Genomic DNA, 26,220 nt, shown 5'->3' on the forward strand with positions numbered 1-26,220 from the left:
CGCATGAGCACACCAATCCGCTGGGCCATTCTAGGAACGGGCAAGATCGCGCGCGCATTCGCCGCGGCCCTGCGGGACACGCCCGGCGCCGTGCTGGCGGCGGTTGCCTCGCGCACGCTGGCCGGCGCCGAGGCGTTCGGCGGCGAATTCGGCGCCGCCGCCTGCTACGGTTCGTATGAGGAACTGGCCGAGGCCGGGGGTGTCGACATCGTCTACATCGGCACGCCGCACCCGATGCACGCCGAAAACGCGAAGCTGATGCTCGGCGGCGGCAAGGGCGTGCTGTGCGAAAAACCGTTCGCGATGAACCAGCGCGAAGCGGCCGAAGTGGTGGCCCTCGCGCGCGTCAAGAACCTGTTCCTGATGGAGGCGATGTGGACCCGCTTCATGCCGGCGCTGGAAGAGGTGCGGCGCGTCATCGCCTCCGGCGAGATCGGCCCGGTGCGCCAGGTGCTCGCCGATTTCGGCTTCACCGCGAGGTTCGGCCCCGAGCACCGCGTGTTCAACCGCGAACTGGGCGGCGGCGCCCTGCTCGACCTCGGGATCTATCCGCTGTCGATCGCGGCCGCGCTGCTCGGGCCGGTGGCGTCGGTGCGGGCGCAGGCCGAAATCGGCGCCACCGGCGTCGATCTGCAGACCGGCTTCACGCTGGTGCACGCGGGCGGGGGCATGTCGATCTGCAGTTGCTCGCTGGTGACGCGTTCGCCGGTCGAGCTGACGGTGGCGGGCGAACTGGGCCAGATCAGGATGAACAGCAACTTCCACCGCGCGTCCTCGGTCACCGTCACCCTGGCCGACGGCGGCACGCGCACGGTGCCGACCCCGGTCATCGGCAACGGTTATGCGCACGAGGCGATCGAGGCCGGCCGCTGCCTGCGCGCGGGGCTGATCGAGAGCGGGCACATGACCCACGCCGAGACACTGGCGCTGATGGGCGTGCTCGACACGATCCGCGCGCAGATCGGTGTGCGCTATGCGGCCGACCTTGCAAATTAGAGTAAACCTATTAAAACAGAAGTAAAGCGCGCCCCGCGACCGTGCTAATCTGGAACGACTTTTATCCATCGGAAAGTCGCGCCCATGAGCTCCCCGCACAACACCGTCGTCCCCATGCCTGCCTCCCACCTGCATGACGAAGCCAAGCCGGCGGCCATGGCGGCGGTCTTCGCGCGCCAGCAGGAGACCGCGATCCGCTGGCGCGAGTCCACCGCCGCCGAGCGCATCGACCGCATCAAGCGCCTGCGCGAGGCCCTGCTCGACAACCGCGACAACTTCTACGCCGCGTTCGCGGCCGACTACCGCAAGTCGCCGTCCGAGGTCGAGGCCTCCGAATTTTTGCCGGTGCTCGAAGAGATGCGCCACGTGCTCGGGCGCCTCAAGCGCTGGATGAAGCCGCACAAGCTGTGGCCGACCACGACCATGCTCGGCACCTCGGCGTGGGTGCAGTGCCAGCCGCGCGGACGCGTGCTGATCGTGGCGCCATGGAACTATCCGCTGAGCCTGTGCCTCGGTCCGCTCGTGTCGGCGCTGGCGGCGGGCAACACCGCGATCATCAAACCGTCCGAAATGACGCCCGCCGTGTCCGGGCTGATGGCGCGCATCATCGCCAAGGTATTTCCCGAGAACGAAGTGGCGCTGTTCCAGGGCAGCACGCCGACCTCGACCGCCTTGCTGGCGCTGCCGTTCGACCATATCTTCTTCACCGGCTCGCCCGCCGTCGGCAAGGTCGTCATGACGGCCGCCGCGCAGCACCTCACCAGCGTCACGCTCGAGCTCGGCGGGCGCTCGCCGACCATCGTCGACGAGAGCGCCAACCTGACGCTCGCGGCCGAAACGCTGATGTGGGGCAAGTTCATCAACAACGGGCAAACCTGCGTCGCGCCCGACCATGTGTATGTGCACACCTCGGTCAAGCCCGCCTTCATCGACGAATGCAAGAAGGTGCTCAAGGCGCGCTACGGCGAGACCCCGGGGCAGCAAAAGGCGAGCCAGGACCTGACCCGAATCGTCAACGGGCGCCACACGCAGCGCGTGGCCGCCTTGCTGTCCGACGCGCTCGCGCGCGGCGCGGTCGCCGTCGCCGGCGGCGAGGTCGACGAGGCGCAGTGCTATGTGGCGCCGACCCTGCTCGACCAGGTGCCGGCCGGGGCCGACATCTTGTCGACCGAAATATTCGGGCCGCTGCTGCCGATCTTGTCGTACTCCGATCTCGACCAGGTGATCGCCGAGATCAACGCCGGACCCAAGCCGCTGGCGCTGTATTTCTGGAGCCGCAAGCAAGCCCACATCGACAAGGTGCTCACGCGCACCAGTTCGGGCGGCGCCTGCATCAACCATTGCGTGGCGCAATTTGCGCACGGCAATCTGCCCTTCGGCGGCGTGAACAATTCGGGGATCGGCAACGCGCACGGCGTGTATGGCTTCAAGGCGTTCTCGCACGAGCGCGCCGTGTTGCGCTCCTCGCCGCTCATGCTGATCAAGCTGTTTTTCCCACCGTACACATTGAACCGCTACAAGCTGATCCGCCAGGTTGTCGACATGCTGCGCCTGCCGATGATCTGAGAGGCTGATTTCGTTCGCTGCTTCACGGCATCGAAAAAACGCCTGACTTTCCACAGCGCATAAACGCGCCGACCCACGCCACGCATGCCCTTGTGCCAAGCACATGGGGGTGTGCGGTGGATCAATTTGGGTAATCATTTGACACATACCAGTGGCTTGCCGCACGCGTTTCCGCTAGCGGCTTTGCGGCACCGACCAACGTGGAGGTCAGATGAAAACCCTGAAACGGCTTTTCTGCATTGCGCTGCTACTGTCGTGCAATCTGGCGCAGGCCAAGGCGACGCTGTCGGTGGCCACGCCGTCGAATCCGGTTGCCGTGGGCGACACCATCGAGGTGTTCGTGCTGGTCGCCAACGCGAACGACCTGTTCGGATTCCAATTCGACTTCGTGTTCGACCCGACCGTGTTCTCGGCGCAGTCGGTCACGCAAGGATCGTTTTTGCCGAACCACGGCAATACCTTTTTCATCCCCGGCACGATCGACAACGATGAGGGTGTCGTCGGCTTCAACGTGGCCACGCTGCTGGGGCAGGGGAAGGGCGCGAAGGGTGACGGCATCTTGCTCGCGTTTAGTTTCACGGCGATCTCGGCGGGAACGGGGACGTTCTCGATCCTGGCCCCCGTTTTGCTCAACAGCGCGCTGAACGTCTTGCCGTTCACGACCACCACGGCGATGGCCACGGTCAGCCCGGTTCCGGAGCCGTCCGCCTATTTGTTGCTGCTGATCGGCCTGGCCGGCCTGGCCGCCTTCAAACGACTCGGCCGCGGGCGCCTTGCGCCGCGGCCGGTGGCATGAATCTGGCAACCCTAAACTTTTAGAAACTCCTCGCGCCCGCCGAGCCAGCGCGCGAGGTGGGCGTCGACGGTCGCGCGGTCGTCGACGCCGGCCTCCTGCAGCAGGTTGTGCGCCACATCGCGCGCCTGCTCGACCAGCCACTGGTCGGTCTCGAGGTCGGCGAAACGCAGCATCGCCTGGCCCGACTGGCGCGCGCCCAAAAACTCGCCGGGTCCGCGGATCTCGAGGTCGCGCCGGGCGATCTCGAAGCCGTCGGTGGTTTCGCGCATGGTCATCAGGCGCTGCTTGGCGACCCCGCCGAGCGGGCTTTGATACAGCAGCAGGCAGACGCTGGCCGCCGAGCCGCGCCCGACGCGCCCGCGCAACTGGTGCAGCTGCGACAGGCCGAAACGCTCGGCGTGCTCGATCACCATCAGTGAGGCGTTCGGCACGTCGACCCCGACCTCGATCACGGTGGTGGCGACCAGCACCTGCACCTCGGCGCGCGTGAAGGCGTCCATCACCTCCTGCTTTTCGGCCGGCTTGAGGCGCCCGTGCACCAGTCCCACCCGCAGGTCGCGCAGGGCCTCGGCCAGCATCGCGTGGGTGTCGGTGGCGGTCTGCAGTTGCAGCGCCTCGGATTCCTCGATCAGGGGGCAGACCCAGTACACCTGGCGCCCCTCGAGCGCGGCCGCGTGCACCCGTTCGATGACCTCCTCGCGCCGGTTCTGGTCGACCGCGCGCGTGACGATCGGGCTGCGCCCGGGCGGCAGCTCGTCGATGATCGACACCTCGAGGTCGGCGTAGTAGGTCATCGCCAGCGTGCGCGGGATCGGCGTGGCCGACATCATGAGCTGGTGCGGGGTCTTGCCGTTGCTGCCCTTGTTGCGCAGGGTGAGGCGCTGGGCCACGCCGAAGCGGTGCTGCTCGTCGACGATCACCAGGCCCAGTTTGGCGAAGTTCACCGAATCCTGGATCAGCGCGTGGGTGCCGATGACGAGGTTGGCCTCGCCCGATTCGACCAGCGCGGTCGCGGCCAGCTTGTCTTTTTTCTTCAGGCTGCCGGTGAGCCAGGCGACCTTGACGCCGAGCGGCGCCATCCACGCGGCGATCTTGCGGAAGTGCTGGTCGGCCAAAATTTCGGTCGGCGCCATCAGGGCCACCTGGTAGCCGCTGTCGATCGCCTGCGCGGCGGCCAGCGCGGCGACCACGGTCTTGCCGCTGCCGACGTCGCCCTGCAGCAGGCGCTGCATCGGGTACGGATGGCGCAGGTCGGCGCGGATCTCGACCAGCACGCGCTGCTGGGCGCCGGTCAGCTTGAAGGGCAGCACCCCGAGGAAGGCGTCGGAGAGAGTGCCGACGGTCCCCATCACGGGCGCGCCCTTGGCCCGGCGCGCGCGCTGGGCGCGCTTGAGCGAGAGCTGCTGCGCCAGCAGTTCGTCGAACTTCATGCGCACCCACGCCGGATGCGAGCGGTCGGCCAGCGCGTGCTCGTCAATCTCCTGGGGCGGGTAGTGCAGCAGCCGCACGGAGGGCTCGAAATTGCTCAGGCTCATCTTGGTCAGCAAGGCCGGCGGCAGCGTGTCGCGCCAGTCGACGCGCTTCATGGCGTCGCCGATGGCGCGCCGCAAAATCGCCTGCGACAGACCCTCGCCCGACGGGTAGACCGGCGTGAGCACGGTCGGCAGCGGCGCGCCCTCGTTGATGACCTTGTAGGCCGGGTGCACCATCTCAGCGCCGAAAAACCCGTGTTTGAGTTCGGCCCGGGCGCGCACGCGCGTGCCCTCGGCCAGCTGGCGCACCTGGCTGCCGTAGAAATTCATGAAGCGCAGCAGGATGTCGCCGCTCTCGTCGGCGATCGTCACGAGCAACTGGCGGCGCGGCTTGAAGCCGATCTCGTTCTTGGTGACCACGCCCTCGACCTGCGACACATGGCCGCCGCGCAGACAGGCCTCGCGGATGGGAACGACCTGCGTCTCGTCCTCGTAGCGCATCGGAAGGTGCAAGACGAGGTCCATATCCGTGCGCAAACCGAGCTTGGCGAGCTTGCTTTCGTTGGTTTTTGGCGCGGTTTTCGGTTTGGTCGGCGGCATATCTCGGTTGCTTGGGGGCGTCAGGCTGTAAAATAGAGGGTTGCTCTGCGCACTTGACCCCTATTGTAAAGGGTGTGCAGTCATATGCGAGCCGGTGCCGGCATATTTGCCGACACGCCCTCCCGACAGGGACATTGGCCCCGTGGCCCCTTTTTCCAGAATTAGCAGAAATGTACTCGCTTTCCGACTTCGATTTCATCTTGCCGCCCGAGCGCATCGCGCAGACCCCGCTGCCCGAGCGCAGCGCCTCGCGCCTGCTGCACCTCGACGGCGCCGCCATCGTCGACCGCCAGTTCGCCGACATCGTCGACCTGCTCGCGCCGGGCGACCTGCTCGTCATGAACGACACGCGCGTGCTCAAGGCGCGCTTCTTCGGCGTCAAGGAGACCGGCGGCAACGTCGAGGTGCTGGTCGAGCGCGTGCTCGACAACCGCACCGTGCTGGCCCAGGTGCGCGCGTCCAAGTCGCCCAAACCGGGCAACAGGATCCGCCTGGCCGACGCCTTCGACGTGACCACGGGCGAGCGCGCCGGCGAGTTCTTCACGCTCACCTTCGACGGCGACGTGTTCGAGCTGATCGAGGCGCACGGCCGGCTGCCGCTGCCGCCCTACATCGACCACGCGGCCGACGCCTTCGACGAGACGCGCTACCAGACCGTGTATTCGAAGGCGCCCGGCGCGGTCGCCGCGCCCACGGCCGGCCTGCATTTCGACCAGGCCCTGCTCGACCGGCTGGCCGCGAAGGGCGTGCAAAGCGCCACCGTCACTCTGCACGTGGGCGCGGGCACGTTCCAGCCGGTGCGGGTCGAGGTGCTGGCCGAGCACAACATGCACACCGAGTGGTACACCGTGCCGCAGGCGACCGTGGACGCGGTGTGCGCCGCGCGCGCGCGCGGCAACGCGGTGGTGGCGGTCGGCACCACCAGCCTGCGCGCGCTCGAGTCGGCCTCGCAGTCGGGCCAGCTGGCGGCCGGCAGCGCCGACACCGCCCTGTTCATCACGCCCGGCTACCGGTTCAAGACCGTCACGCGCCTGATCACCAACTTCCACCTGCCGAAGTCGACCCTGCTGATGCTGGTGTCGGCGTTCGCCGGCTATGAGGAGATCCGCGCCGCCTACGCGCACGCGATCGCCCACGACTACCGCTTCTTCAGCTACGGCGACGCCATGCTGCTCACCACCCAATCACTCGCCGGACCCGACCATGCTTGATTTCAAACTCCTGAAAACCGACACGAGCGGCCTGTCGCACGCGCGCCGCGGCCGCCTCACGCTCAACCACGGGGTGATCGAAACGCCGATTTTCATGCCGGTCGGGACCTACGGCTCGGTCAAGGCGATGTCGCCGCTCGAACTCAAGGAGATCGACGCCCAGATCATCCTCGGCAACACCTTCCACCTGTGGCTGCGCCCGGGCACCGACGTGCTCAACAAGTTTGGCGGGCTGCACAAGTTCATGGGCTGGGACAAGCCGATCCTGACCGATTCGGGCGGCTTCCAGGTGTTTTCGCTCGGCGCGATGCGCAAGATCACCGAGGAGGGCGTCAAGTTCTCGTCGCCGATCGACGGCAGCAAATTGTTCCTCTCGCCCGAGATTTCGATGCAGATCCAGCGCGCGCTCAACTCCGACATCGTGATGCAGTTCGACGAGTGCACGCCCTACGAGATCGAGGGCCGCCCGGCCACGACTGAGGAGGCCGCCAAGTCGATGCGCATGTCGCTGCGCTGGGCCCAGCGCTCGATGAACGAGTTCAAGGCCGGCGGGAACCCGAACGCGCTGTTCGGCATCGTCCAGGGCGGCATGTACGAGCACCTGCGCGACGAGTCGCTCGCCGGGCTCGAGGAGATCGACTTCCCCGGCATCGCGATCGGCGGCCTGTCGGTCGGCGAGCCGAAGGAGGACATGATGCGCATGCTCGCGCACGTGGGCCCGCGCCTGCCGGCCAACAAGCCGCATTACCTGATGGGCGTGGGCACGCCCGAGGACCTGGTCGCCGGGGTGGCCAACGGCATCGACATGTTCGATTGCGTGATGCCGACCCGCAACGCGCGCAACGGCTGGCTGTTCACCCGCTTCGGCGACGTCAAGATCAAGAACGCGCGCTACAAGGACGACCAGGGACCGCTCGACGAGAGCTGCACATGTTACGCCTGTAGCAACTTCTCACGCGCCTACCTGCACCATCTGCACCGCTCCAAGGAAATCCTGGGCGCGCGCCTCAACACCATCCACAACCTGCACTACTACCTCCAGCTCATGAAGGAGGTGCGCGAGGCGATCGACGCCGACGATTTCCACGGCTTCCGCCTGAAATTCAACGCCGGCCGGGCGCGCGGCGTGTAGCGGCCGCGGCCCGCGCAACGTGTTTACCGCAAGACCTTGCAAAATTGAATCTGACTACCAAATAGGCGGAATCCACTTTCACGATCGTGCCAGTGCTAGAATACAGCGCTAATTTTTTAATCTTACAATCGGAGTCCCCGTGTTCATTTCCAACGCTTACGCCCAAGCTGCAGGCACCGCCGCCGATAGCGCCTCGCTGTTGCAGTACTGGCCTTTCTTCATCATGTTCCCGCTCATGTATTTCCTCATGATCCGCCCGCAGCAAAAGCGTGCGAAGGAACAGCGCGAGATGATGGACGCGTTGTCAAAGGGCGACGAAGTGATCACGGCCGGCGGCCTGCTGGGCAAGATCAGCCGGATCAACGAGAGCTACATCACGCTCGAAATCTCCGCCAACACCGAAGTGGTGGTCCAGAAGAACGCGGTCACGACCTTGCTGCCAAAAGGCACGATCAAGACCCTGTAAGCCCGGTGGCAGCGCGCCGCCCCTTGCTCAATTGAATGCTGGAAGACTATGAATCGCTACCCCGTCTGGAAGTACGTCCTGATCGCCTTCGCCCTGATGTTGGGCTTCTTGTATACGGCGCCGAATTACTTTGCCGACTCGCCCGCGCTGCAGATCACGAGCGGCAGGACGACCGTCAAGATCACCAAAGAGACCGCGGCCGCGGTGGAGGAGACGCTCAAGAAGGAAGGCATCGCCGCCGGCGCCGTCAGCCTTGAGGGGGTTGAGGCCGGCGCCAACGTGCGCGTGCGCTTCGACACGCCGGACGCGCAGTTCAAGGCCAAGCTCGCGCTCGAGCGCGGCTTGAACAGCGACCCGGCCAATCCGGACCACATCGTCACGGTCAATCTGCTCAAGAACACGCCGGGCTGGATGCAGGCGCTCGGCGCGGTGCCGATGAACCTCGGCCTCGACTTGCGCGGCGGGGTCCACTTCCTGATGCAGGTCGACACCAAGGTGGCGCTCGAAAAGCGCATGCTCTCGATCCAGTCGGGCATCAAGGCCGAACTGCGCGACAAGGAGGTGCGCTACGCCGACCTCAAGCGCACGCGCGACGCCGTCATCCTCAAGTTCCGCGACGCGGCCACGCGCGAGGCGGCGCAAAAGGTGATCGCCAAGGAGTTGCCGGACCTGGCCTTCAGCCAGGCGCTCGAGGGCGAGGAGTTCGTGCTCACCGCCAGGCTCAAGCCCGAGGCGCTCAAGCTGGCGCTCGACGAGGGCGTCAAGCAGAACATCGCCACCCTGTCCAAGCGGGTCAACGAGCTCGGCGTGTCCGAGCCGGTGATCCAGCAGCAGGGCGCGGACCGCATCGTGGTCCAGTTGCCGGGCCAGCAGGACGTGGCGCGCGCCAAGGACATCATCGGCCGCACCGCCATCATGGAAATCCGCATGGTCGACGAAACGATCACCCCGGGCACCGAATTGGCGACGACGATTCCGCTGACGTCCGAGTTGTTCACCGTGGGCAAGAACGTGCCGGTCGTGCTGTACAAGGAAGTGGTCTTGTCGGGCGACTACATCGCCAGCGCGGCGTCGCGCCCGGACCAGAACCAGCAGCCGGCCGTGAGCATCACCCTCAACGGCGACGGCGGGAAAAAGATGCGCCAGCTCACGAGCAAAAGCGTCGGCAAGAAGATGGCGATCGTGCTGCAGGAAAAAGGCAAATGGGAAGTGTTGTCGGTGGCGACGATCCAGAGCGAATTCGGCTCCTCGTTCCAGATCACCGGCATGGGCTCGCCCGAGAACGCGTCCGAGCTGGCGCTGCTGCTGCGCGCCGGCGCGCTGTTCGCGCCGATGGACGTCATCGAGGAGCGCGTGGTCGGCCCGCAGCTCGGCGCCGAAAACATCGCCAAGGGTCTCAATTCGACGCTGTACGGCTTCATCGCCATCGCCATCTTCATGGTCGCCTACTACCACATGTTTGGTTTCTTCAGCGTGCTGGCGCTGGCCTCCAACGTGCTGTTCCTGCTCGCCCTGCTGTCGGCGACCGGGGCGACGCTGACGCTGCCCGGCATCGCCGCCATCGCGCTCGCGCTCGGCATGGCGATCGACGCCAACGTGCTCATCAACGAACGAATACGCGAGGAGCTGCGCGCCGGACAGTCGCCGCATGCCGCGATCGCGGCCGGTTTCGACCGCGCCTGGGCCACCATCCTGGATTCGAACGTGACCACCTTCATCGTCGGCCTGGCGCTGCTGGTGTTCGGTTCGGGCCCCGTGCGCGGCTTTGCCATCGTCCACTGCCTGGGCATCCTGACCTCGATGTTCTCGGCCGTGTTCGTCTCGCGCGGCGTCGTCAACCTGTGGTACGGACGCAAGAAAAAGCTGAGCAAGATTTCGATCGGCACGGTCTGGAAGCCCGGCGTTTCCGTGGCCAAGGCCTAAGCAGACCGTCAAGGCGTCCGGCTCGGCCGGGCGTCAATCACACACACAGGAATCAAGATGGAATTTTTTAAGATTAAGAAGGACATCCCCTTCATGCGCCACGCGTTGATTTTCAACGTGATTTCGGCGCTGACCTTCGTCGCTGCGGTGTTTTTCATCGCCACCAAAGGCCTGCACTTCTCGGTCGAGTTCGAGGGCGGCACCGTGATGGAGCTCAAGTATCCGGGCGCGGCCGACCAGGAGAGGATCCGGGGCCAGCTCGTGCAGCTCGGTTACGAGCAGCCCGAGGTGAGCAGCTTCGGCAACGCCCAGGAAGTCATGCTGCGCCTGCCGATCAAGGAGGGCGTGGAGGGCTCGACCGGTTCGCAACTGGTGTTCGCGGCGCTGTGCAAGGCCGAAGCCGGGGTTGCCAAGACGATCGAAACGACCGGCCCCAAAGGCGAGCCGATCAAACGCACGGGTTGCTTCAACGCGGCCGGCGCCGACGTGCTGACGCTGCAAAAAGTCGAATTCGTCGGCCCGCAGGTCGGCGAGGAACTCGCGCGCGACGGCCTCAACGCCCTGCTGATGGTGATCGTCGGCGTGGTCGGCTACCTGTGGATCCGCTTCGAATGGAAATTCGCGGTCGCGGCCATCATCGCCAACCTGCACGACGTCGTCATCATCATCGGCGTGTTCGCCTTCTTCCAGCTCGAATTCTCGCTCACGGTGCTCGCCGCCGTGCTGGCCGTGCTCGGTTATTCGGTCAATGAATCGGTGGTCGTGTTCGACCGGATCCGCGAAAACTTCCGCAAGATGCGCCATGCCACGGTGGGGGAGGTGATCGACGCCGGCATCACCGGCACCATCTCGCGCACCATCATCACCCACGGCTCGACCCAGCTGATGGTGTTGTCGATGCTGTTCTTCGGCGGCCTGACGCTGCACAACTTCGCGATCGCGCTGACCATCGGCATCTGCTTCGGCATCTACTCGTCGGTGTTCGTGGCCGCCGCCATCGCGATGTGGCTCGGCGTCAAGCGCGAAGACTTGATCAAGCCGGTCAAGGAAAAGGAAGAAACGGACGGCGCCGTGGTCTGACCACCACGCCGCCGCGCCAGGATGCCGTCCCGCCCCGCGCCGGACGGCATTTTTTTGGGATCGCGGGAATGCGCGGCGGCACGCGGACGCAAAGAAGAGCCCGCCTGTTTGACAGGCTGTGTGCGTCAACGTACGGAAGCGGGGCAACGGTTGGGATACAGTGGGGTTGTCTCTTCAGACACCCCTAGTTTTGGACTTTGCCCGCTCTTCACCGAGCGGGTTTTTTTTTGGGCGGGAGAAAGCGGGAATCCGCCCCGCGCGGCGGATTGGCGGGATTTACAGCAGCGCGCTGGTGAGCGAACGCACCTCGTCGGCCGATTCCTCGAGGATGCTTTGGAGCGTGCCGTCGCCGACCGCGAAGTCGATCGTGACGGCCGCCTGTTTGGTGGTGGCGCCGGGGCGCTGGTGCAGCGGCGACTCGATCGGGGACAGGTCGTTGGCCAGCAGCAGGGTGTCGCCGAGGTTTTCGGGGGGCAGCGCGCGCATGCCGCTCCACATCGCCTCGATCGCCTCCATCACGGCGTTCGGCACGCCGAGCTTTTGCAGCACGCAGCGGCCGATTTCGATCTCGCCGAAATTGGCCCACTCCTCGGGCTCGCCATCGAGCAGGCCGGGATATTCCTCGGCGCGCGAGAGCAGGTAGAAGCCGCCGACCTCGTGCACGATGCCGGCGAACATGGCCGTGTCGGGGTCGACATGGGTCACGCGGCGCGCGATAACCTGCGACAACGCGGCCACGTGGGCCGAGTGCTGCCACAGCTGGTTGGCCATGGCGCGCAGCGCGGGATTCTTGATTTTGGTGTCGAGCTGGCGCACGATCACGGCCGCGACGAGCGCGTTGAGGGTGCGGAAGCCGACCCTTTGCACGCCGGTGCGCACGTTGGTGATCTCGCTGCCCGAGCGGTTGTAGGCCACCGAATTGGCGATCGCCACCGTGCGCGCTGCCAGCAGCGGCTCGGCCTGCACGAGGCGGGCCGCCGCCTCGGCGTGGCAATCGGGATCGTTGAGCGCCTTTTGCAACTTCAGGGTGGCGTCCACGTTCGTGGGGAAGGTCAGCTCGCCCCGTCCTGCCTGGGCCGCGATGGATTTGAAGGCTTCAAGTCTGTTCATCGGAAAATTATACTCCCAAATTAACACCAGTAAACCAAATGTTCCCCACGGGCACTATCAGTATGCCCGGGGCCAGCCCGGCGTCTACTAATAGTCTTCCCAGCCCGCCTTGCGCCGTGTTTACGCCTCGCGGAAGATGGCGTCGAAGCCGTCTTGCGGTTCCTCGGCGTGTTGCAGCTCGTCGACCAGGCCGAGGTCCTCGAGTTCTTCGGAGGCGTTGTTGAAGCTGTTGACCTTGGTCGCGCCGATCAGCCGGTAGATGTCGCCTTCCTCGTTGCGCACGCCGATCAGCATTTTCTCCTTGCGCACTTCGTCCGGGGTGGCCACGGTCAGGAGCAGGTTGCCGATGATGTGCTTGTCGAATTTTGCCGGCGGCATGCCGTCGAGTAGAGTGGTTTTCAAGGTTCTTCCTTTTCTTGTTGGATGGAGGGTGGGGCGGACGCGGGGCCGGTGATCAGGTGTTTCAGTTTGCGCAAGGTGGTGTCGAGGGCGTCGAAATCGGTGTCGGTGCAGGAGGCGAACAGTTTCTTGCCGTGCGCGACGACCTTCGGGAACACCTGCTTGAACAAGTCCTCGCCGCTGAGCGTCAGGCGCACGAAGAACGAGCGCTTGTCGCCGTCGCTTTGCTCGCGCACGACCAGGCCCTTTTGCTCGAGGCGCTCGATCACGCCGGTGAGGGTGCCCTTGGTGATTAGGGTCTTCTGGCCGAGTTCTTTATAGGTCATGCCGGGCGTGTTGCCGAGCGTGGCGATGATGTCGAACTGGGCATGGGTCAGGCCGCACTCGCGCACCGACTCGCCCGAAAAGCGTTCGAAGCCCTGCATGCATTCCGCCAGCAAGCGGATACTGGTTAGATAGCGTTCACCCATAGGGCATGATTATAGCTGCACCCGACCATTGCGGCGGGTGCGCCGCGCGCGCGATTAATCGCGCGGCGCCCGGGTTGCCATTCAATTTTGAACAGCCCGCGCCCCGGCCATTCAAAATTGAATACCCCACCGGGATGCCGCCGGCGGCGGGCCGCCGCCAACATGTTGTTCTCCGGTATGATAGTGGGCCAATCAGTGAGCCAATAAAACACGGAGCGCCGTCCGCGGCCGCGTTCGCAGAGTAAAAGCCCAGTCAATGACGTTTTCAGCGCCGCCCGATGCCCCTAACTAAACTGTCCCGCCTGGCGCAGGAGAAGCCGCTGCGCGTTTTGCTCATCAACGCGGGCGAACCGGACACGCTCAGTTGGGCGGGCCTGTACCAGCCGCTGCGGCTGGCGGCCAAATTCCTCGGCCCGGAGCGGCTGCACGTGGACGTGCGCAGCCCCGACAAATTCGCCGCCGGCGGCGAGCGCCACTGGCACGTGGTGCTGCTGGTGGCGGACGAGGCGCAGGCCTCGCTGAAGCCGGCCAACCTGCGCGCCATCATCGATCGCTGCCGTGGCGCGCCGTACTGGGGCGCGGTGGGGGCGGGCGTGCTGTGGCTGGCCGACGCGGGCGTGCTCAACGGCGTGCGCACGGCGCTGCCGTGGGCGCTGTACGCGGACGTCGACACGGTAGCCGACCACGCCCTGTTCACGCCGAACCTGTTCGAGGTCGACGACAACCGGCTCACCTGCTGCGGCGGGGCGGCCAGCAGCGACTTCGCGCTGACGCTGGTCGAGGCCATCTTCGGGGCCGGGGTGCAGGCGCAGATCAAGGAGGCGCTGTGCATCGACCGCGTGCGCGGCAAGGAGGAACGGCAACGGGTGGCGCTGCAGGCGCGCTTCGGCGCGCTGCAGCCGAAGCTGACGGAGGCGGTGAGCCTGATGGAGGCCAACATCGAAGAGCCGCTCTCGACCGACGACATCGCCGGCCTGGTGGGCTTGTCGCGGCGCCAGCTCGAGCGGCTGTTCAAACAATACCTGGGCAGCCTGCCGTCGCGCTACTACCTGGAGCTGCGGCTGCAGCGCGCGCGCCAACTGCTGCTCGAGACGAACAACTCTATCGTGCAGGTGGGATTGATGTGCGGGTTCTCGTCGGGCTCGCACTTCTCGACGGCATTCGGCGCCCTGTTCGGCAACACCCCGCGCGAAGAGCGCCAGCGCAAGCTCAGCAACCCCGCCCAATAACCCCACTTCTGGTTCAAATTTCAAAACCGGGGGGGCGTAGCAGGGAATTGCCGTGGCAAAGCCATGGCCCTGCGCAGCGAATCCGCCTTGCAAGGCGGATTTCCTCACCCCGACAATAGGAATGTTTTCGGGGTCTGACCCCACTTGTGAAATGTTGCCCGCTATTGTTGCGTGGAGGCAGCTCTGATAGGGGCTGAGGCGTGTTTTTTGGGTGTCTGCATGTAAGATTGTTTTGTAACCGGGGTCTGACCCCGGTTTTCCTATGCGGTAAGTGTTTTGTAACCGGGGTCTGACCCCGGTTTTCCTATGCGGTAAGTACTTACTGCCAGGAAAGGCGAGGGCGGCTTTTTTGGTGGCTAAAAATGAAAATGCCTGTCGCAGTTTGGAAAGAGTTTTGGATCGGCGTTTCCTATAATGGGTCACCACTCGCAGCTGTTGGAGCCGCGGGGCGCACCTCACTTTGGATGGAAATTGCCATGAACGCTAAGCTTGATTCGGGTGTCACAACGCGGCCTGTCACGAGGCAGACTTTCGACGAGGTCCTCGTCCCGACCTACGCCCCGGCCGCGATGGTGCCCGTGCGCGCCGCCGGCCTCGATCTGTTCGACCAAAATGGCAAGCATTACCTCGATTTCACCTCCGGTATCGCCGTCTCCAGCCTCGGCCACTGCAACCCGGCGCTGGTCGCCGCGCTGACCGAACAGATCAACGCGCTCTGGCACCTCGGCAACGGCTACACCAACGAGCCCGTCCTGCGCCTGGCGCTCGCGCTCACCGAGGGGACCTTCGCCGACCGCGCGTTCTTCTGCAACTCGGGCGCCGAGGCCAACGAGGCCGCCCTGAAGCTGGCGCGCAAATACGCCCACACCAAATTTGGCCCGCACAAGTCGCGCATCGTGTCGTGCCTGTCGTCGTTCCACGGCCGCACCCTGTTCACCGTCTCGGTCGGCGGCCAGCCGAAATACACCGAGGGCTTCGAGCCGCTGCCACCGTCGATCGACCACATCCCCTACAACGACATCGACGCCGCCCGCGCAGCCATCGGCGACGATGTCTGCGCCGTGATCGTCGAGCCGATCCAGGGCGAGGGCGGTGTCATTCCGGGCGATCCTGCCTTCCTCAAGGCCCTGCGCGAGCTGTGCGACCAGACCGGCGCGCTGCTCATTTTCGACGAAGTCCAGTCCGGCGTCGGCCGCACCGGCGCGCTGTTCGCCTACATGGACAAGGGCGTCACGCCCGACATCCTGACCAGCGCCAAGGCGCTCGGCAACGGCTATCCGATCGGCGCCATGCTGACCACCAACGAGATCGGCGCCCACTTCGGCGTCGGTTCGCACGGCACCACCTACGGCGGCAACCCGCTCGCCGCGACCGTCGCGCTCAAGGTCGTCGAGACCATCAACCAGCCGGCCTTCCTGGCCCGCGTCAGGGAGGCCAGCGCGCTGCTGTTCGTCAACCTGCGCAAGCTCACCGCCGACTACCCGCAGGTGTTCGGCGAAGTGCGCGGCAGCGGCCTGCTGATCGGCCTGCCGCTGGCGGAGGGCTTCAAGGGCCGCGCCAAGGACATCACGCGCGCCGCCGAGGGCCTCGGCCTGATGCTGCTCATCGCCGGCCCCGACGTGGTCCGCTTCGCGCCGGCCCTGATCGTCTCGGACGCGCAGATCGCCGAGGCCGACCGCATCCTGCGCGCCGCCGTCGACTCCCTGCTGGCCGCCTGACAGCGCGCCCGCGCCGGCCCGGGGCATTGAACCGGGCCGGCCCCGCACTGCGCACGCCAGCCGCACGCCGTCAGCACGCCATCAGCACGCCATCAGCACGCCATCAGCACGCACTAGAGGGGATTCACATGTATGTTGTCCGTCCGGTAGAACTCACGGATATCGCCGGCCTCGAAGCGCTGGCCGCGGTGACCACGCCGGGGGTGCACACCCTGCCGCGCACGCGCGAGAAAATCGCCGCCGCCGTCGAGCTGTCGATCGCCTCGTTCGCCGCCCATGTCGACATTCCGAGCGAGGAGTCGTACCTGTTCGTGCTCGAGCAGCAGGGCAGCCGCGAGATCGTCGGCAGCGCCGCGATCTTCGCCTCGGCCGGCTCCAACGGCACCTATTTCTCGTTCCGCAACGACGTCATCCAGCAGGTCTCGCGCGACCTCAACATCAGCCACAGCGTGCACGCGCTGACCCTGTGCTCGGAGCTGACCGCCTACTCGCAGCTGTCGGCCTTCAATATGCGCAACCGCGACGGCGCCGGCCTCGAGGGCGCCCTGCTGTCGCGCGCGCGCCTGTTGTTCGCGGTGCTCGCGCCGCACCGCTTCAGCGACCGTTTCTTCGTGCCTCTGGCCGGCATCACCGATAGCGCCGGCCAGTCGCCGTTCTGGGACGCGCTGGGCCGCAAATTTTTCAAGATGGATTTCCTCGACGCCGAGAAGGTCATCGGCGGCGCGCGCAACCGCACCCTGATCGTCGAGCTGATGCCGCACTATCCGGTCTACGTGCCGCTGCTGCCGGGCGACGCCCAGGCGGCGATGGGGCAGATCCATCCGGATGGCGAATTGGCCTTCAACCTGCTGACCGAGGAGGGCTTCGAGGCCGACGACTACGTCGACATCTTCGACGGCGGCCCGATCCTGCAGGCGCACAAGAATTCGCTGCGCTCGTTCACCGGCTCGATGGTGCGCCGCGTGGCGCACGCCGAGCCGGGTTCGCTCTTCGATGCGCCGGTCACCTACGCGGTCGCGGCCAGCAATGAAAAGAACTTCCGCGCCATCACCGTCGCATGCCCCCCCGCCGAATCGGGCGACACCGTGAGCCTGCCGCAGCACGCGCAGGACGCACTCATGGTCGCGCCGGGCGAGAACGTCATCTGCGTCAGAATCTGAAAGACAAGCCTATGCTAGTTGTACGCGCAATCACCGCCGGCGACCTCGAAGCGCTGCTCGACATGGCCAGCCAGGTCGGCAGCGGCATGACCACCCTCAAGCCGGACCGCAAGATGCTCGGCGACCGCGTCGCCATCGCGGTCGCCTCGTTCGCCGAGACCATCCCCCCCGAACAGCGCGACTACATGTTCGTGATGGAGGACACCAGCAACGGCCGCATGGCCGGCGTGTGCGCCATCAAGGGCGCGGTCGGGCTCGAGGAGCCGTTCTATAACTACCGCATCGGCACGCTGGTCCACTCCAGCCGCGAGCTCGATGTGTTCTCGCGCATGGACACGCTGTACCTGTCGAACGACCTGACCGGCGCGACCGAACTGTGCTCGCTGTTCCTGCACCCCGACTACCGGATCGGCAACAACGGCAAGTGGCTCTCGAAAAGCCGCTTCCTGTTCATCGCCCAGTTCCCGCACCTGTTCACCGAAAAGCTCATCGCCGAGATGCGCGGCTTCCAGGCCGAGGACGGCAGCTCGCCGTTCTACGAGGGCCTGGGCCGCCATTTCTTCAAGATGGATTTCAACCACGTCGACGACCTGACCGCGCTCGGCAAAAAATCGTTCATCGCCGAGCTGATGCCGCGCCAGCCGCTGTACGTGGCCTACCTGCCCGAGTCGGCGCAGGAGGTCATCGGCAAGGTGCACCGCTCGACCGCCCCGGCGCGCCGCCTGCTCGAGCAGGAGGGCATGCACTTCGAGGGTTATGTCGACATCTTCGACGCCGGCCCGGTGCTGCAGGGGCGCGTGTCGGAACTGCGCGCGATGCGCGACGGGGCCATCGCCACGGTCGAGCAGGGCGATGCCGCCCCCGGCGCCGAACCGACCCTGGTGTCGAACACGGACATGCGCGACTTCCGCCTGATCGTCGCGCCGTCGGCGCCGGCGGGCGGCAAAATCAGCCTCACCACGGCCCAAATGGAACTGCTGCACTGCCAGAGCGGCGAATCGGTTCGCACGCTGTCACTCAATGTAAGGAAGAACCCACATGTCTAATCTGAGCAACTTCATCAATGGCGAGTGGATCGCCGGCAGCGGCGCCGAACTGGTGACCATCGATCCGTCGACCGGCGGGCAAACCTGGTCGAGCAACGAGTCGACCGCGCGCGACGTGCAGGCTGCGGCGCAGGCGGCGCGCGACAAGTTCGAGGGCTGGGCCCTGACCCCGCTCGAAGAACGCATCGCGATTTGCCAGCGCTTCCGCGACCTGGTCAAGGACAACGTCGAGGCGCTCGCGCAGACGATCTCGGAGGAAGTGGGCAAGCCATTGTGGGAGGCGCGCATGGAGGCGACCATCATGGCCGCCAAGGTCGACATCTCGGTGCAGGCCAACGCCGCCCGCACCGGCGAGAGCGCGGCCAAGGTCGCCGACGGCAACGCGGTGCTGCGCCACCGCCCGCACGGTGTGTTCGGCGTGTTCGGCCCGTACAACTTCCCGGGCCATCTGCCCAACGGCCACATCGTGCCGGCGCTCATCGCCGGCAACACCATCGTGTTCAAGCCGAGCGAATACGCGCCGCGCACCGCGATCAAAACCGTGCAGCTGTGGGAGCAGGCCGGCCTGCCGGCCGGCGTGATCAACCTGGTCAACGGCGGGCGCGACACCGGCATCGCGCTGGGCCAGAACGCGCTGCTCGACGGCGTGCTGTTCACCGGCAGTTGCCAGACCGGCGTCGCGCTGCACAAGCAGTTCGGCGGCCAGCCCGGCAAGATGCTCGCGCTCGAAATGGGCGGCAACAACCCGCTGGTGGTGTGGGACGTGCAGGACGTCGACGCCGCCGTGCACCACGCTGTCATGTCGGCCTTCATCTCGGCCGGCCAGCGCTGCACCTGCGCGCGCCGCCTGGTGGTGCAGGACTCGCCGGCCGGCGAGGCCTTCATCAAGCGCCTCGTGCAGATCGCCTCGACCCTGACGGTCGGCCCGTCCAACGCCGAGCCGCAGCCCTTCATGGGCCCGGTGGTCTCGAGCGCGGTCGCCGCGCGCCTGGTGCAGGCGCAGGCCGAGCTGGTCGCCAAGGGCGGCACCACGCTGCTGCAGATGCGCCAGCCCGATCCCAACGCCGGCTTCGTCACGGCCGGCATCGTCGACGTCACCAACGCCACCGGAATCCCGGACGAGGAGTGGTTCGGCCCGCTGCTGCAGATCATCCGCGTGGCTGACTTTGACACCGCCATCAAGGTCGCCAACGCCACCGAATTCGGCCTCGCCGCCGCCCTGCTGTCGAACGACGAGGCCCTGTGGAAGCGCTTTTGCGTGCAGGCGCGTGCCGGCATCGTCAACTGGAACCGTCCGACCACCGGCGCGGCCAGCTCGGCGCCGTTCGGCGGCGTCGGCAAATCGGGCAACCACCGCCCGAGCGCCTACTACGCGGCCGACTATTGCGCCTACCCGGTCGCCTCGATCGAAACGAGCGCGCTCGAACTGCCGGCCAAGCTGTCGCCCGGCCTGAGCTTTTAAAAGGGACGGGACATGAAAGACACGGACATGAAAGACAAGCACATGAGCGCACGCGAATTCAACTTCGATGGTCTGGTCGGCCCATCGCACAACTACGCCGGTCTTTCGTTCGGCAACGTGGCATCGTTCAGCAACGTCAAGAGCGCGTCCAATCCGCGCCTCGCCGCCCTGCAGGGACTGGCCAAGATGCGCGCGCTGGCCGCGCGCGGTTTCGCCCAGGCGGTGATGCCGCCGCAATCGCGCCCGAACTTGCGCATGCTGCGCTCGATCGGCTTTGGCGGCAGCGACGCCGAAGTGCTGGCGCGCGCCTGGCGCGAGGCGCCCGTGGTCCTCGCGTGCGCCTATTCGGCCTCGCCGATGTGGACCGCCAACGCGGCCACGGTGAGCCCGTCGGCCGACACCGTCGACGGCCGCGCCCACTTCACCGCCGCCAACCTGAACAACAAGCTGCACCGGGCCGACGAGCACGCGCAGTCGACCCGTACTTTAAAGGCGTTGTTCGCCGACGAGAAACACTTCGCGGTGCACCAGGCGCTGCCGTCGACCCCGGCCTTCGGCGACGAGGGCGCGGCCAACCACACCCGCCTGTGCGCCGAGCACGGCGCGCCGGGCGTCGAGTTCTTCACCTACGGCCGGGTCGAATTCGATCCGTCCGCGCCGAGCCCCAAAAAATACCCTGCGCGCCAGACGCTCGAGGCCTCGCAGGCGATCGCCCGCCTGCACGGGCTCGATAGCGCGCGCACCGTCTACGCTTCGCAAAACCCGGACGTGATCGACCAGGGCGTGTTCCACAACGACGTGATCGCGGTCGGCAACGGCAATGTGCTGTTCTACCACGAGCAGGCCTTCGCCGACGAAGCCGGCGTGCTCGGCCGCCTGCGCAACGCGATGGAAGCCGTGCGCGCCGATCTGGTTCCGGTGCGGGTCGACACGCGCGAGGTCTCGGTGGCCGACGCGGTGACCAGCTATCTGTTCAACAGCCAGCTGCTGTCGAAGGCCGATGGCGGCATGGCGCTGGTGATCCCGCAGGAATGCCAGGAGAACCAGGCGGTCGCGCGCTACCTCGAACGGCTGGTCGCCGACGGCGGCCCGATCGACGAGTTGATCCACTTCGACCTGCGCCAGAGCATGCGCAATGGCGGCGGACCGGCCTGCCTGCGCCTGCGCGTGGCGCTGACGGACGCCGAGGCGGCCGCCATGCACCAGGGAGTGGTCATGACCGAGACGCTGTACGCGACGCTGGTGGCGTGGGTCGAGAAGCACTACCGCGACCACCTCGAGCCGCACGACCTGGCCGATCCGCAGTTCGCCATCGAGTGCGCGGTCGCGCTCGAGGAGCTGACCCGGATCCTGGGCCTGCCGGGGCTGTACGACTTGTAAGAAACCGCTACATGGACTGGTTGGATTCCATTTCGGTTTGCTGTTCTAATACGGGCGGCGCGCGTTTCGAGCCACACATTCGCGCGCTTCGCCCACACAGTTTTTATTGGTGATCTGGACCCAGGTAGAACGCGAAAAACGCGGGCCGGGGCGCAGGTTAATAGCGATGTATCGAGACAAACTCCCGACCACGGGAGTCATTATTTTTGGACGGGCTACCCCCGTCTACCTATAAATTTCAGCCGCGCGGCCACAAGCCGGCGCGCCTGCGATGGAATACACACACGTACTGGAGAGCGAGATGAAACAAATGCCACAAGATATGCGTACACAGACACTTGAACTGGTCAACGCCAGCAAGCCCACCGCCGACACCGGCAAGCAGGCCGCCGCCCTGATCAGCGCCTGGCTTGGATCGCTCGACGAAGAAGACCTGGCCGGCACCTCGCCCGAGAGTCTGGCGCCAATCCTGTGGGACGGTTTCACCCAGGCCGCCACGCGCACCGCGCAGGGCTGCCAGGTCGCCCAGCTGCGCTACTCCGACGGGCGCGGCGGCATGGCCACGGCCCTGCTGGTGCTCAACGCCGACATGCCCTACCTGGTCGATTCGATCGTCATGGCGATGCGCAAACAGCGCGTCGGCGTCAACGGCGTGATGAACGCGGTGCTGGCGGTCCAGCGCGACGCAGGCGGCCAGGTCACCTCCGTCGGCGAAACCGGCGCGCCGCTCGAGTCGTATGTCCTGTGCCTGCTCGCCGAAGACCTCGACAGCGACGAACTGGCCGCGCTGGTCGCGAAAATCAACATGGTCGCGCGCGACGCCGCCGTGGTGCGGCGCGACGCGGTCGCCATGGCCGACCGCCTGACCTCGGTCGCCGCCGCCGCCGCCGTGCACGGCACCGAAGGCCAGGAAGTGGCCGCCTTCCTCGAGTGGGCCAAAAACGAGGGCTTCGAGCCGTTCGGTTACGCCTACTACGTGGTCAAGCCGGGCGTGCGCGAACTCGAACGCGACCTGCCAAGCCGCATCGGCGTGCTGCAAGACACCATGCACCCGGTCTACGGCACCTGCCTGGCCAACATCCCGGGCGACTTCGACACCCTGTCCAAGCGCCCCGACACGCTCTCGATCGTCAAGGCCGACGTCGAAGGCACGCTGCACCGCGACCAGCCGCTCGACTTCATCGGCGTGCGCAACACCGACGCCCAGGGCGCGATCCTCGGCGAGCATTGCTTCGTCGGCCTGTTCTCGCGCGCCGCCACCGCGACCCCGCTGGCGCGCCTGCCTTTCGCGCGCGGGCGCGTGGCCAAGGTCCTGAGCCTGGCCGGCGTGCGCCAGGAGGGCTTCCGCGCCGAGAAATTCCTCGAGATCCTCGAGTCGCTGCCGCGCACCGAGGCGCTCGAGGCCGACCCCGAATGGCTGGCCCAGGTGTGCAGCTCGGTCGTCTCGCTGTACAAGCAGCCGCGCGCCAAGGTGTTTGCGCGCCGCGACGTCTACGCGCGCCACCTCAACGTGCTGGTCTACCTGCCGCGTGAGCGCTACAGCGCCGCCGTCGCCGCCGCGCTCGCGTCCGCGCTCAAGCAAAGCTCGGGCGCGACCGAAGTGCGCTCGCAAACCCTGGTCGCCGACGGCCCGCTGGCGCGCGTCTACCTGATCGCCCACGCCGCGCGCAATCCGCTCGACCTCGAGTCCGACATCCAGAAGCCTTTGCTGTCGGTGCTCGACGGCTGGCACGACAACTTCGCGGCGCTGACAGACAACGTGTTCGACGTGCCGGTGCGCACCGCGCTGCGCAAGATGTGCGCCACGCTGCCGGTCAACTACGTGACCGCGACCCCGCCCGAAGTGGCCTTCCGCGACCTCGGCGCGATCCTGCGCAACGGCCAGGAGGGCGTCGCCGTGCGGGTCGAGACCGACGCCGCAGGCGCCGCCACCGTGCGCCTGTATTCGATCGAAAGCGTGCCTTCGCTGTCGCGCATTTTGCCGGCGCTGCAAAACGCGGGCGTTGCCGTCGACCGCGAGCAGACCTACCCGATCACCGCCGCCGACGGCGTGCGCCACTTCGTGACCAGCCTGTCGGTCGACGCCGAGAGCGCCGCCAAACTGGTCAAGCCGAACGTGGTCAAGGTCGCCGAGGAGCTGTTCGAGTCGCTGTTCAACGACGAGGCCGAGGACGGCCGCATGAACGGGCTGGTCATCGAGGGCGCCCTGAGCATGCGCGAAGTGCAGCTGGTGCGCGCGTACATCAGCTACTGGCGCCAGACCGGCTCCAAGTTCACCGTGCGCTACATCGCCGACACGCTGCGCCGCCAGCCCGCCATGGTCAAGGAACTGGTCGACGGCTTTTTGCAGCGCTTCGACCCGAAACTGTCGGACGCCCAGCACGCCGACGCGCGCGAAAAAATCGCCTCGATCAAAACGCGCCTGGCCTCGGTCAACCACGCCGACACCGAGGAAATTTTGGCCGCGCTGGTCGACCTGACGCTGGCGACGGTGCGCACCAACTACTTCCAGAACGATATGCAAGGTGACAAGATCATCTTCAAGTTCGACACCAGCAAACTGGCGCTGGTGCCCGAGCCGCGCCCGTACCGCGAGATCTTCGTGTTCTCGCGCCGCTTCGAGGGCGTGCACCTGCGCGGCGGCCCGGTCGCCCGCGGCGGCCTGCGGTGGTCGGACCGGATGGAGGACTACCGCACCGAGGTGCTGGGCCTGGTCAAGGCGCAGATGGTCAAGAACGCTGTGATCGTGCCGGCCGGCTCCAAGGGCGGCTTCGTGTGCAAGCAGATGCCCAACAACGCGGTGCGCGAGACCATCGCGGCCGAAGGCGAGGCGGTCTACCGCCTGTTCATCTCGAGCCTGCTCGAAGTGACCGACAACCGCGTGCGCGGCGCCATCGTGCCGCCAGCCGACACCGTGCGCTACGACCAGGACGATCCGTACCTGGTGGTGGCCGCCGACAAGGGCACCGCGACCTTCTCCGACATCGCCAACGGCATCGCGGTCAAGCGCGGCTTCTGGCTCGGCGACGCCTTCGCGTCGGGCGGCTCGAACGGCTACGACCATAAAAAAATGGGCATCACGGCCAAGGGCGCGTTCGAGGCGGTCAAGCGCCACTTCTACGAGATGGACCACGACATGAACACCACCCCGATCACCATGGTCGGCGTGGGCGACATGTCGGGCGACGTGTTCGGCAACGGCGTGCTGTTGTCGCGCCAGCTCAAGGTGCTGGCCGCGTTCGACCACCGCCATATCTTCCTCGACCCGACCCCGGACGTGGTGACCTCGTTCGCCGAGCGCGAGCGCATGTTCGCGCTGCCACGCTCGTCGTGGGACGACTACAACAAGGACTTGATCTCGGCCGGCGGCGGGGTGTTCCCGCGCACCTCGCGCACCATCGAACTGTCGCCCGAAGTGCGCGCCGCGCTCGACATCAGCGAAACCGTGCTCACGCCCGAAGAACTGATGCACCGGATCCTGCTCGCGCCGGTCGACCTGTTCTACAACGGCGGCATCGGCACCTACATCAAGGCATCGACCGAGACCCACGCCCAGGTCAAGGACCGCGCCAACGACCATATCCGCGTCAACGGCAACGAGCTGCGCTGCAAGGTGGTGTCCGAGGGCGGCAACCTCGGCGCGACCCAGCCGGGCCGCATCGAATTCGCGCTCGCGGGCGGGCGCATCTTCACCGACGCGATCGACAACTCGGCCGGGGTGGACTGCTCCGACCACGAGGTCAACGTCAAGATCTGGCTCGACACCGAAGTCAACGCGGGCGAACTGTCCGAGCTTGAGCGCAACCGCATCCTCAACGAGATGACGAGCGACGTCGAGGCGCTGGTCCTGCGCGACAACATGCTGCAGACCCACCTGCTGGTGCGCGAGCTGCAGGCCCAGGCCGACCCGGCCGTGGTCGACGGCTACGCGACCCTGATCGCCAGCCTCGAGGCCGAGGGCGCGCTCTCGCGCGAACTCGAGCAACTGCCGAGCGACGCCGAACTGGCGCGCCGCAAGCTGCTCGGCGTCGGCCTAACGGCGCCGGAGCTGGCGGTCGTGGTCGCCAACGTCAAGAATCGCTTCAAGCGCACCCTGGCGGCGCTGCCGCTGACGGAACTGAGCTGGGCCGAATCGGCGCTCAAGCCGTACTTCCCAACGCAGATGGTGGCCACCCGCAACGCGCTGGCGCACCCGCTGGCCAACGCGATCCTGGCCACCGTGCTGGCCAACGAGTCGGTCAACCGCTGCGGTCCGCTGATGCTGCGCGACCTCGCCGTCGAGCACATGGTCGACGAGACCGACGTGGTCAAGGCCTGGGGCCAGTCGTGGTCGGCGCTGCACCTGGCGCCGATCTTCGAGGCGCTCGACGCCGACGCGCTGCTGGTGCCGCGCGCGGTCTCGGTCAGCGTCGACGCCCGCACCCGCGTGCTGTTCAACGGCGTGATCGAGGGCGTGTTGTCGGTCCCGGCCGACGCGCTGCTTGGCAGCGGTGGCATGGGGGAGTTGTCGCGCCTGTTCGCGCAGGCCGAGATGCTCACCCAGCTGACCCCGGCCGCGACCGAGGCGGACAACCATCCGCAGCTGTCGCCGTCGTTCCTGCAGGCCTGGCGCTCGGTCGAGGCGATCGAGGCGGTCGCCAGCTTCCTGTTCGCGGCGGTCTCGGTGCCGCGTCCGGACGGCATGTCGCTGGCCCAGTTCCTGCAACTGGGCATGGCGCTGCGCGGCCAGGCCGGCATCGACACGCTCGAGCGCGGCCTGAAGCTGGCCCCGCAAAGCAAGTCGCAGGAACAACTGCGCAACTACGCGATGCTGGCGCTGCGCCGCACCCAGCAGCGGTTGCTGCTGCAGGTGATGGCCAGCGCCGGCACGGTCGAGGCGGTCGGTTCGGTGACCAAGGCGATGGGCCTGGCCGGCTATCCTCCGGCGGCCGACCTGGAACAGGCGATGCTCGACGTGTGGGCGCTGTCCGACGCCACCAGCGGCGCAGTGGCGGCGTAAGGCGG

General features: G+C 66.4%; 19 protein-coding genes. 15 read left to right on the top strand and 4 right to left on the bottom strand.

Features of this window, described 5'->3' with window-relative positions; genetic code table 11:
* Positions 1-3 precede the first annotated feature (3 nt).
* The 3 genes from C7C56_RS18540 (at position 4) to C7C56_RS18550 (ending at position 3,358) form a co-directional block, all read left to right on the top strand.
* Positions 4-996, top strand: a complete 993-nt coding sequence (locus tag C7C56_RS18540; RefSeq protein ID WP_106758847.1) for a Gfo/Idh/MocA family protein — start codon at positions 4-6, stop codon at positions 994-996.
* 84 nt (positions 997-1,080) lie between these two features.
* Positions 1,081-2,562: an aldehyde dehydrogenase family protein gene (locus C7C56_RS18545; protein ID WP_229458859.1), complete on the top strand. Its 1,482-nt coding sequence runs from the start codon at positions 1,081-1,083 to the stop codon at positions 2,560-2,562.
* A 211-nt stretch (positions 2,563-2,773) separates the two neighbouring features.
* Complete coding sequence (locus C7C56_RS18550) at positions 2,774-3,358, top strand: cohesin domain-containing protein (RefSeq protein ID WP_106758848.1); 585 nt, start codon at positions 2,774-2,776, stop codon at positions 3,356-3,358.
* A gap of 11 nt (positions 3,359-3,369) precedes the next feature.
* Here C7C56_RS18550 and recG read toward each other — a convergent pair whose 3' ends face one another.
* Complete coding sequence (gene recG, locus C7C56_RS18555) at positions 3,370-5,430, bottom strand: ATP-dependent DNA helicase RecG (protein ID WP_106758849.1); 2,061 nt, start codon at positions 5,428-5,430, stop codon at positions 3,370-3,372.
* 170 nt (positions 5,431-5,600) lie between these two features.
* Between recG and queA the strand changes: the two genes are divergently transcribed.
* The 5 genes from queA (at position 5,601) to secF (ending at position 11,242) form a co-directional block, all read left to right on the top strand.
* The gene (gene queA, locus C7C56_RS18560; RefSeq protein ID WP_106758850.1) at positions 5,601-6,641 is read left to right on the top strand and encodes a tRNA preQ1(34) S-adenosylmethionine ribosyltransferase-isomerase QueA; all 1,041 of its coding nucleotides are present in this window, start codon (positions 5,601-5,603) and stop codon (positions 6,639-6,641) included.
* Positions 6,634-7,773: a tRNA guanosine(34) transglycosylase Tgt gene (gene tgt, locus C7C56_RS18565; RefSeq protein ID WP_106758851.1), complete on the top strand. Its 1,140-nt coding sequence runs from the start codon at positions 6,634-6,636 to the stop codon at positions 7,771-7,773. Before queA ends, tgt begins: the two co-directional genes overlap by 8 nt.
* 139 nt (positions 7,774-7,912) lie before the next feature.
* The gene (gene yajC / locus C7C56_RS18570; protein WP_106758852.1) at positions 7,913-8,239 is read left to right on the top strand and encodes a preprotein translocase subunit YajC; all 327 of its coding nucleotides are present in this window, start codon (positions 7,913-7,915) and stop codon (positions 8,237-8,239) included.
* Positions 8,240-8,287: 48 nt separating this feature from the next.
* Positions 8,288-10,162 (top strand): protein translocase subunit SecD, encoded by a 1,875-nt coding sequence (gene secD, locus C7C56_RS18575; protein ID WP_106758853.1) that lies wholly within the window; start codon positions 8,288-8,290, stop codon positions 10,160-10,162.
* 57 nt (positions 10,163-10,219) lie between these two features.
* Entirely contained in the window at positions 10,220-11,242 is a 1,023-nt protein-coding gene (gene secF, locus C7C56_RS18580) for a protein translocase subunit SecF (RefSeq protein WP_106758854.1), read from the top strand.
* 276 nt (positions 11,243-11,518) lie between these two features.
* Here the strand turns inward: secF and C7C56_RS18585 are convergent, their stop codons facing one another.
* The 3 genes from C7C56_RS18585 to C7C56_RS18595 form a co-directional block, all read right to left on the bottom strand.
* Complete coding sequence (locus tag C7C56_RS18585; protein ID WP_106758855.1) at positions 11,519-12,352, bottom strand: HDOD domain-containing protein; 834 nt, start codon at positions 12,350-12,352, stop codon at positions 11,519-11,521.
* Positions 12,353-12,472: 120 nt separating this feature from the next.
* On the bottom strand, positions 12,473-12,754 hold the full coding sequence (locus C7C56_RS18590; RefSeq protein WP_106758856.1) for a hypothetical protein: 282 nt from the start codon (positions 12,752-12,754) through the stop codon (positions 12,473-12,475).
* On the bottom strand, positions 12,751-13,176 hold the full coding sequence (locus tag C7C56_RS18595; RefSeq protein ID WP_229458860.1) for a MarR family winged helix-turn-helix transcriptional regulator: 426 nt from the start codon (positions 13,174-13,176) through the stop codon (positions 12,751-12,753). Before C7C56_RS18595 ends, C7C56_RS18590 begins: the two co-directional genes overlap by 4 nt.
* 323 nt (positions 13,177-13,499) lie before the next feature.
* Between C7C56_RS18595 and C7C56_RS18600 the strand changes: the two genes are divergently transcribed.
* From C7C56_RS18600 to C7C56_RS18630, 7 genes are all read left to right on the top strand, one after another.
* Positions 13,500-14,450, top strand: coding sequence for a GlxA family transcriptional regulator (locus C7C56_RS18600; protein WP_106758858.1), 951 nt, complete (start codon positions 13,500-13,502; stop codon positions 14,448-14,450).
* Positions 14,451-14,926: 476 nt separating this feature from the next.
* A complete protein-coding gene (gene astC, locus C7C56_RS18605) occupies positions 14,927-16,168 on the top strand; it encodes an acetylornithine/succinylornithine family transaminase (protein ID WP_106758859.1) in 1,242 nt (413 codons plus the stop codon).
* Positions 16,169-16,296: 128 nt separating this feature from the next.
* On the top strand, positions 16,297-17,328 hold the full coding sequence (locus C7C56_RS18610) for an arginine N-succinyltransferase (RefSeq protein WP_106758860.1): 1,032 nt from the start codon (positions 16,297-16,299) through the stop codon (positions 17,326-17,328).
* An 11-nt stretch (positions 17,329-17,339) separates the two neighbouring features.
* Positions 17,340-18,374 (top strand): arginine N-succinyltransferase, encoded by a 1,035-nt coding sequence (astA, locus tag C7C56_RS18615; RefSeq protein WP_106758861.1) that lies wholly within the window; start codon positions 17,340-17,342, stop codon positions 18,372-18,374.
* Complete coding sequence (gene astD, locus C7C56_RS18620; protein ID WP_106758862.1) at positions 18,367-19,836, top strand: succinylglutamate-semialdehyde dehydrogenase; 1,470 nt, start codon at positions 18,367-18,369, stop codon at positions 19,834-19,836. Before astA ends, astD begins: the two co-directional genes overlap by 8 nt.
* Positions 19,837-19,878: 42 nt before the next feature.
* Complete coding sequence (gene astB, locus C7C56_RS18625; protein WP_106758896.1) at positions 19,879-21,216, top strand: N-succinylarginine dihydrolase; 1,338 nt, start codon at positions 19,879-19,881, stop codon at positions 21,214-21,216.
* A 301-nt stretch (positions 21,217-21,517) separates the two neighbouring features.
* The gene (locus C7C56_RS18630; protein WP_106758897.1) at positions 21,518-26,215 is read left to right on the top strand and encodes an NAD-glutamate dehydrogenase domain-containing protein; all 4,698 of its coding nucleotides are present in this window, start codon (positions 21,518-21,520) and stop codon (positions 26,213-26,215) included.
* Positions 26,216-26,220: the final 5 nt, after the last annotated feature.

Source organism: Massilia glaciei (genome assembly GCF_003011895.2).
Lineage (GTDB): Bacteria > Pseudomonadota > Gammaproteobacteria > Burkholderiales > Burkholderiaceae_D > Telluria_A > Telluria_A glaciei.

Bases quoted from the DNA above. Each gene is read 5' to 3' on its own strand.
- C7C56_RS18600 (WP_106758858.1), top strand. From the start codon at position 13,500: ATGCCCCTAACTAAACTGTCCCGCCTGGCGCAGGAGAAGCCGCTGCGC.
- secD (WP_106758853.1), top strand. From the start codon at position 8,288: ATGAATCGCTACCCCGTCTGGAAGTACGTCCTGATCGCCTTCGCCCTG.
- C7C56_RS18610 (WP_106758860.1), top strand. From the start codon at position 16,297: ATGTATGTTGTCCGTCCGGTAGAACTCACGGATATCGCCGGCCTCGAA.
- astA (WP_106758861.1), top strand. From the start codon at position 17,340: ATGCTAGTTGTACGCGCAATCACCGCCGGCGACCTCGAAGCGCTGCTC.
- astD (WP_106758862.1), top strand. From the start codon at position 18,367: ATGTCTAATCTGAGCAACTTCATCAATGGCGAGTGGATCGCCGGCAGC.
- C7C56_RS18595 (WP_229458860.1), bottom strand. From the start codon at position 13,176: ATGCAGGGCTTCGAACGCTTTTCGGGCGAGTCGGTGCGCGAGTGCGGC.
- C7C56_RS18585 (WP_106758855.1), bottom strand. From the start codon at position 12,352: ATGAACAGACTTGAAGCCTTCAAATCCATCGCGGCCCAGGCAGGACGG.
- astB (WP_106758896.1), top strand. From the start codon at position 19,879: ATGAGCGCACGCGAATTCAACTTCGATGGTCTGGTCGGCCCATCGCAC.
- C7C56_RS18545 (WP_229458859.1), top strand. From the start codon at position 1,081: ATGAGCTCCCCGCACAACACCGTCGTCCCCATGCCTGCCTCCCACCTG.
- C7C56_RS18540 (WP_106758847.1), top strand. From the start codon at position 4: ATGAGCACACCAATCCGCTGGGCCATTCTAGGAACGGGCAAGATCGCG.
- tgt (WP_106758851.1), top strand. From the start codon at position 6,634: ATGCTTGATTTCAAACTCCTGAAAACCGACACGAGCGGCCTGTCGCAC.
- queA (WP_106758850.1), top strand. From the start codon at position 5,601: ATGTACTCGCTTTCCGACTTCGATTTCATCTTGCCGCCCGAGCGCATC.
- secF (WP_106758854.1), top strand. From the start codon at position 10,220: ATGGAATTTTTTAAGATTAAGAAGGACATCCCCTTCATGCGCCACGCG.
- recG (WP_106758849.1), bottom strand. From the start codon at position 5,430: ATGCCGCCGACCAAACCGAAAACCGCGCCAAAAACCAACGAAAGCAAG.
- C7C56_RS18550 (WP_106758848.1), top strand. From the start codon at position 2,774: ATGAAAACCCTGAAACGGCTTTTCTGCATTGCGCTGCTACTGTCGTGC.
- C7C56_RS18630 (WP_106758897.1), top strand. From the start codon at position 21,518: ATGAAACAAATGCCACAAGATATGCGTACACAGACACTTGAACTGGTC.
- astC (WP_106758859.1), top strand. From the start codon at position 14,927: ATGAACGCTAAGCTTGATTCGGGTGTCACAACGCGGCCTGTCACGAGG.